Origin of the sequence: Streptomyces sp. NPDC007162 (assembly GCF_040634175.1) — a bacterium.
Taxonomy (GTDB): domain Bacteria; phylum Actinomycetota; class Actinomycetes; order Streptomycetales; family Streptomycetaceae; genus Streptomyces.
Genome location: NZ_JBEYFC010000481.1, coordinates 1 through 6839, shown reverse-complemented (window position 1 = coordinate 6839; position 6839 = coordinate 1). Strand labels below are relative to the sequence as shown.

General features: G+C 71.9%; 7 protein-coding genes. 5 read left to right on the top strand and 2 right to left on the bottom strand.

Features of this window, described 5'->3' with window-relative positions:
• Together ABZ646_RS36725 and ABZ646_RS36720 are read right to left on the bottom strand one after the other, a co-directional pair.
• Nucleotides 1-725: MFS transporter (locus tag ABZ646_RS36725; RefSeq protein WP_360529026.1), on the bottom strand; the 725-nt coding region annotated here is incomplete at its 3' end.
• Nucleotides 726-912: 187 nt separating this feature from the next.
• Entirely contained in the window at nucleotides 913-1215 is a 303-nt protein-coding gene (locus tag ABZ646_RS36720) for a hypothetical protein (protein WP_360529023.1), read from the bottom strand.
• 125 nt (nucleotides 1216-1340) lie between these two features.
• Here ABZ646_RS36720 and ABZ646_RS36715 point away from each other — a divergent pair, with 125 nt between their 5' ends.
• The 5 genes from ABZ646_RS36715 to ABZ646_RS36695 all read left to right on the top strand — a co-directional run bounded on the left by ABZ646_RS36715 (nucleotide 1341) and on the right by ABZ646_RS36695 (nucleotide 6789).
• Nucleotides 1341-2696, top strand: coding sequence for an RICIN domain-containing protein (locus ABZ646_RS36715; RefSeq protein ID WP_360529032.1), 1356 nt, complete (start codon nucleotides 1341-1343; stop codon nucleotides 2694-2696).
• Between the two features lie 86 nt (nucleotides 2697-2782).
• Entirely contained in the window at nucleotides 2783-4210 is a 1428-nt protein-coding gene (locus ABZ646_RS36710; protein WP_360529020.1) for an alkaline phosphatase family protein, read from the top strand.
• Between the two features lie 67 nt (nucleotides 4211-4277).
• Complete coding sequence (locus tag ABZ646_RS36705; RefSeq protein ID WP_360529017.1) at nucleotides 4278-5195, top strand: NADP-dependent oxidoreductase; 918 nt, start codon at nucleotides 4278-4280, stop codon at nucleotides 5193-5195.
• Nucleotides 5196-5297: 102 nt separating this feature from the next.
• Entirely contained in the window at nucleotides 5298-6155 is an 858-nt protein-coding gene (locus ABZ646_RS36700; RefSeq protein WP_360529014.1) for a DMT family transporter, read from the top strand.
• Nucleotides 6156-6357: 202 nt separating this feature from the next.
• On the top strand, nucleotides 6358-6789 hold the full coding sequence (locus tag ABZ646_RS36695) for a universal stress protein (protein WP_360529029.1): 432 nt from the start codon (nucleotides 6358-6360) through the stop codon (nucleotides 6787-6789).
• The last annotated feature ends 50 nt before the right edge of the window (nucleotides 6790-6839 follow it).

The window sequence follows — 6839 nt, the reverse complement described above, 5'->3', positions numbered from 1 at the left end:
GCGAGGACCAGGGTGGTGGAGGAGTCGGAGATGCCGGTCAGGTGGGTCAGCATGGGCACGAGGTAGCTGTAGACCGCGAAGAAACCGCCGAACCCGACGACGGCGGTCGCCAGTCCGATGAAGACCTGCCGGTTGCCCATCGCCCGCAGTTCCCGGCGGATGCCCGCCTGCGGGCCGCGCGGCTGGTGGGGGACGAGGAGGGCGAGCGCGGCCAGCGCCACCAGGCCGATGACGGCGACCGCGCAGTAGGCGTAGCGCCAGCCCAGGTGCTGACCGAGGGCCGTACCGGCGGGGACGCCGATGATGTTCGCGATGGTGAGGCCCAGGAAGACCCGGGAGACGGCGCGGGCGGCGCGGTCCGGGGCCACCAGCCTGGAGGCGACGACCGCGCCCACGCCGAACAGTGCGCCGTGCGGCAGTCCGGCCAGGAAACGGGCGGCGAAGAGCAGGCCGAAGTTCGGGGCGAGCGCGGACGCCGTGTTGCCGACCACGAACAGCCCGGTCAGCAGGAGCAGCAGTCGCTTGTGGGGGACGCGCGCGCCGATGCCGGTCAGTACGGGGGCGCCGACGACGACGCCGAGAGCATAGGCCGACACGAGGTTGCCGGCGTGCGGCACGGAAACTCCGACGCCGTCCGCTATCTGGGGCAACAGTCCCATGGTGGCGAACTCGGTGGTGCCGATGCCGAACGTGACGACGGCGAGGGCCAGCAGAGCCAGAGGCATGGTGAGCGGGAAGACCTTTCAAAGACGGCGGTCCGGGGACGGTCAGCGGGGACGGGGGCTCCGCAGACGCTTCCGCCTCCGGGGCCGACCGCGCCGAGCACCGTTGCCCAGCACACCCCAAGAACGTTGCAGCGGGATGACATGCGCACACATTCCTGGATTGGCGCTCACAAGGCGGTGACCTGCGTCACCCCGGTCCGCTTGCGAGAGCTCCCCGGAACGCCGCGAGCACCTGTGCGGTGAGTTCGTCCTCGGTCAGTGCGGTGTCCACCCGGATCGTGCGCGGGTGGAGTCGCGCCGTTTCCGCGCGGAGCCGTTCCGTGAACATGCGGTCGCGAGCGGCTCGGGTGGTGCGAGCGGCGTGGTCCGCCATCACGTCGTCGGTCGCGTAGTGGTGCCGGTCGGTGAGCAGGCGGCCGCCGGTCGACTTGCCCGCCCCAGGGCCGCCGCCGCGTCCGCCATGCCACCCACACGGGTGACGGGCCCTCACATCGCCCTGCCGGAAAAGGAATTCAGTCGGAACGACTGGCGCATCACACGTGCCACCGGGTATCTCATGCCTCTGACAGCGTTGGCACTCCGTGCCCTGCCAGAGTGAAGGGAATCCCCGTGCGTCTGCGCCCCCTGCGCGTCCTGTGCTGTTCCGCCGTCCTCGCCCTGTCGGCGCCCGTCCTGCTCCCGGGCACCGCGTCGGCGGCGGTGCCCACCTCCCCGGTCTACCTCCAGAACTACGTCACCGGCCTCGACGCGGCCGACAGCGGTGGCACCGTCGTGGCCCACAACCCCAAGGGCAACGAGGACCACCAGCAGTGGTCGCCGGTCGCGGTCGGCGGCGGTTACCAGCTACGGAACGCCGACGAGTCCGGCACCTGCCTCGGACGCAGTGGCACCGCCGCGGTGACCGCCGCCTGCGGCGCCGACGGCACCACCTGGAGCGTCACCGCCGGCGCCGACGGCACCTACACGGTCACGGCCCCGGGCACCGCGCAGTACCTCACCGGTTCGTCGTCGGACACCGGCGTCGTACAGCTCGGCTCCGCGGGCGACCTCGCCCGCTGGTACCTGACCCCGGTCTCGTACGCCACCTCGGCGATGCCCTCAGCCGACACCCGCACCCTCGACCAGGTCACCTTCCTCACCGCGCACAACGCCTTCGCCAACGGCGCCGACGGGAACTTCGCCTCGTTCCCCGTCAACCTGTTCCCCAACCAGAACTACGGCATCAGCCGCCAGCTGAACGACGGCGTGCGCGGCTTCATGCTCGACGACTACACCGTCTCCGGCCAGGCCGTCCTCTGTCACAACAGCTGCGACGGCGTCAGCAGCCCCGTGCCGCTCGCCACCGACCTCCAGCGCATCGTCGACTTCCTCAAGGCCCACCCCGGTCAGTTCGCCACGGTCTTCCTGGAGGACTACGCCTCCTCCGACGTACTGAAGTCGTCCCTGGCGTCCGTCAGCGGCCTCTACGACGTGCTGTACCGGCCGGACCAGGAGGGCGCGGCCACCAAGGGCTGGCCCACGATGGCCGATCTCGCCGCCCGCGGCAAGCAGCTCCTGATCTTCAGCGACCGCACCCGGGCGAGCGACACCGCGGACGGCTGGACCACCCGGGACACCTTCGGCGTCATGTACCAGCGCGAATGGACCGTGGAGAACTACTGGTCCATGGGCGGCGGACTCGGAGACTCCGACTGGTCCTGCTACAGCCGCTGGGGCACCGGCAGACCCCTCACCGCCGACTCGTCCGCCTTCCACCCGCTGTTCGTCATGAACCACTTCCGGGACTACCCCATCGCCTCCACCGCCGCCACGGACAACGGCAAACTCCTCAACCGCGCCCAGAACTTCTGCACGCCCGCCGCTCGCAAGAAGCCCAACTACCTTGCCGTGGACCGCTACGACACCGGCTCCCCCACCCCGCTCTCGGCCGTGGGCACGCTCAACACCTACATACTCGCGCCGGGCCAGTGAGTGAACGGCCGGTCCGTCCCGCGGGCGGGCCCGCCGTCGCTCCCGCACCTGTCCCGTCCCCCGGCGAGCCCCAGAAAGGGGCGTCCATGGCTGAGTTGACCCGTCGCAGACTCCTCGGTTCGGCCGCGGGCGCGCTCGGTGGCGCCGCGGCCCTCACGCTGCTGCCACCCAGCGTCCAGAAGGCCGTCGCCGCCGGGCCCCCGCGCGGCGGCTCCCCGCACGACATCGAACACGTCGTCATGCTGATGCAGGAGAACCGGTCCTTCGACCACTACTTCGGCACCCTCCCCGGCGTCCGCGGCTTCGCCGACCCGCGTGCGCTGCGGCTGGACGACGGGCGGTCCGTCTTCTACCAGCCCGACGCCGCCAACCCCAGGGGCTATCTGCTGCCGTTCCACCTCGACACGCGCAGGTCTAGCGCCCAGGCCATCCCCTCCACCAGCCACGCCTGGTCGGTGCAGCACCAGGCCTGGAACAACGGCAAAATGGACCGCTGGCTGCCTGCCCACCGTGCCGCCGACGGTGCCGCCGCCCCCTACGTCATGGGTTACTACACCCGCGAGGACATCCCCTTCCAGTTCGCCCTCGCGGAGACCTTCACCGTCTGCGACCACTACTACTGCTCCGTCCTGGGGCCCACCTGGCCCAACCGTCTGATGTGGATGACCGGGAGCATCGATCCGGCCGGCACCCACGGCGGCCCGGTCATCGGCAACGTCGCCCCGACGCCGTACCGGTGGACCACCTACGCCGAGCGGCTGCAGGCCGCGGGGGTCAGCTGGAAGGTCTACCAGCAGGAGGACGACTACAGCTGCAACGTGCTGGAGCAGTTCGCCGCGTTCAAGAACGCGAAGCCGGGCAGCGACCTGTACGAGCGCGGGGTGCGCCCGCAGCCCGAGGGCACCTTCGAGGACGACGCCCGCAACGACCGCCTGCCGGACGTCAGCTGGATCATGCCGACCAGCTTCCAGTCGGAGCACCCCGACTACCTGCCCGCCGCCGGCGCGGACTTCGTCGCCGCGAAGATCGAGGCCATCGCCGCCAACCCCGAGGTGTGGCGCAAGACCGTGTTCATCCTCGCCTACGACGAGAACGACGGTCTGTTCGACCACGTGGCACCGCCCACCCCACCGGTTGGCACACCGGACGAGTTCATCCAGGGGCTGCCGATCGGCGGCGGCTTCCGGGTCCCGGCCGTCATCGTCTCCCCCTGGACCGTCGGCGGCTGGGTCGCCTCCGAGGCCTTCGACCACACCTCCGCCCTGCGGTTCCTCGAACGCCTCACCGGCGTCGAGGAACCCAACGTCAGCCAGTGGCGCCGGCGCGCGTTCGGCGACCTCCTCTCGGCCTTCCGCTTCCGCGACGCCCGCCCGCGGCCGCCGCGGCTGCCGCACGACACCGCCCAACAGCTGGCGAAGGCGGTGGAGGAGGTCGCCACCCTCCCCGAGCCCGTCCTCCCTGGGGCCGACCAGATCTACCCCCGCCAGGAAAAGGGCCACCGCCCGCATCTGTGACCTGCCAGCATGTGCGCATGACGACGACACCGCACGGCACTCCCGTCCCCGGGACGGTGATCACGCGATGAGAGCGGTCCGGTTCCACGGCTACGGCGGAATCGAGGTACTGCGGGTCGATGAGGTGGCGCGGCCCGCGCCGGGCCCCGGGCAGGTGCTGGTCGAGGTCCGGGCCGCCGGGATCCAGCCCGGCGAGGTGATGATCCGCGAGGGAGCCCGGCACGGACGCTGGCCGGCGACGTTCCCGTCCGGGCAGGGCAGCGATCTCGCCGGTGTCGTGGCCGAGACCGGTCCCGAAGTACGTGGTTTCGCGGTGGGCGACGAGGTCCTCGGCTTCACCCACCGGCGGGCGAGCCACGCGGAATACGTCGTGGTCGACGACGTGAACCTGGTGTCCCGCCCGAAGGGGCTCGACTGGGACGTGGCCGGGGCGCTGTACGTGGCCGGCACCACCGCCTACGCCACCGTGTTCGCGGTGGACCCCCAGCCCGGCGACACCGTGGTGGTGTCCGGTGCGGCAGGCGGGGTCGGGGCGCTCGCCGTACAGCTGGCGCGACGGCGGGGCGCCACCGTCATCGGGCTGGCGAGCGACCGGAACCACGCCTGGCTCGCGGACCACGGCATCGTCCCGGTCGCCTACGGAGCGGGCGCGGCGGAGCGGGTCCGGCAGGCCGCCGACGGGCGCGTCGACGCGTTCATCGACACCCACGGCGACGGCTATGTGCGCATGGCCGTGGAACTCGGGGTGCGGCCGGACCGGATCAACACGATCCGCGACTGGTCCGCCGCGGGCGAGGTGGGCGCGCGGACCTACGGGGAGGGCTCGGCGGCGTGTGCGGTCGTCCTCGGTGAACTCGCCCGGCTCGCCGCGCGTGGGGATCTGGACGTGCCGATCGCCGGCGTGTACCCGCTGGAACGCGTGCGGGAGGCGTTCCGTGAACTCGAAGGGCGGCACGCCCGAGGCAAGATCGTGCTCCGGCCGTAACGGCCTGCCAGGGGCGCCGTCGGCGGCGGCGAAGTGCGCGTTCACCCGGTGATGGCGGGCGTCGGACCGTGGCGTGCGGGGTGCTCGGGGCATGCTGGAACCATGATGGTGCTCGCCGTGCTCTTCGCCGTCCTGGGTGCCGTCAGCAACGCGACGGGCACGGCCTTCCAGCGCAAGGCCGCGTCCACCCTGCCGGGCCGTACCGGACTGCGCCTGCTGCTCGCGCTGGCCCGGCGGCCCGCCTGGGCTGTCGGGATCGCCGGGGTCACGGGGGCCGCCGTCTTCCAGGCACTCGCGCTGGTCAACGGCCCGATGGCGCTGGTGCAGCCGCTGTTCATGCTGGAGCTGCCGTTCGCCCTGCTGATCGCCGTGCCGTTGCTGCACCGTCGGCCGAACCCGGCGGGCTGGTGGGCGATCGCGGGCGTGGTGGCGGGTCTGGCCCTGCTGCTGGCCTCGGCCGCGCCGCACGGGGGCCGGCAGCAGGCGCCGATGACCCGCTGGATCCCGGTCCTGGCCCTGACCCTGGGCGCCATCGCCGTGACCGTGCTGCTCGTGAGGTCGTCCTCGTCACCGTTGTTCCGCGCGGCGGCCCTGGCCACGGGCGCCGCGGTCGGCAACGCGCTCGCCGCCGCGTTCATGAAGTCGGCCACCGACCGCCTCGCCGACGCGGGCCTGCCGGCCTTCCTCACCACCTGGCAGACGTACGCCTGCGCGCTCACCGGGATCGCGGCGCTGATGTTCCTGGAGAACGCGCTGCAGGCCGGTCCGCTGGTCGCCTCCCAGCCGGCGCTGACCATCGGCGACGCGGCGGTGAGCCTGACGCTGGGGGTCATCCTGTTCGGCGAGTCGGTCCGTACCGGCTGGTGGCTGCTGCCCGAGGCGATCGGGGCCGGCCTGATCCTGTGGGGTGTCGTCCGGCTCACCCGGGTCGTACCGCACCTCAAGAACGTCACCGGGTGAGGTCGGCACCGCCCGGACTCCGACCGTTCAGTGGCCGTTACACACACCCGCCGTTCGCCGGTCCCGGGGACGGTGAGATGATCACCGGGTGGGGTGGAAGAACTCGTTCGGCGCCGGACGCGCCGACCCGACACGCCGTGATCCGGCGTCCCTGATCACCGAGTTGCCCTTCCACCCTCCCGAAAGGGGAACAGAAGTGTCCGTGTTTCAGCGCATCCTGGTCGCCGTCGATCCCAGCCCCGCCCGCGGCTCCGCCGTGCGACTGGCCGGTGAGCTGGCGCAGCTGACGAACGCCGAGGTCCGCGTCGTGCACGTCATCACCTCCGCCGTCTCCGTGTCCGCGGTCGTCGCCCTGGAGGACGACACCGAGGCGAAGTCCGTTCTGGACGAGGCGCTGGCGGATCTGCGCGAGCGGGGGATCAAGGCCGAGGGGACCCTCGTGCGGGGGCTCACGACGCAGGTCGCGGACGTCATCTCGGAGACGGCCGAGGAGTTCGGTGCCGATCTCATCGTGCTGAGCCCGCACCACCGCAACGCCGTCGAGGCGTTGTTCGACCCGCGGGTGAGTGACGCCGTCGCGCACCGCACCGCCACGGCGGTCCTGCTCGCCCCGGCGGACGGCACCAAGGCCTGACCGGCACGAACCCGAGCCGCAGCGGGTTCTCGCGGTCGTCGGCGCGCGGC

What these genes read in the sequence shown, in the direction of transcription:
- ABZ646_RS36710 (WP_360529020.1), top strand. Translation starts at nt 2,783, where the DNA reads ATGGCTGAGTTGACCCGTCGCAGACTCCTCGGTTCGGCCGCGGGCGCG.
- ABZ646_RS36705 (WP_360529017.1), top strand. Translation starts at nt 4,278, where the DNA reads ATGAGAGCGGTCCGGTTCCACGGCTACGGCGGAATCGAGGTACTGCGG.
- ABZ646_RS36700 (WP_360529014.1), top strand. Translation starts at nt 5,298, where the DNA reads ATGATGGTGCTCGCCGTGCTCTTCGCCGTCCTGGGTGCCGTCAGCAAC.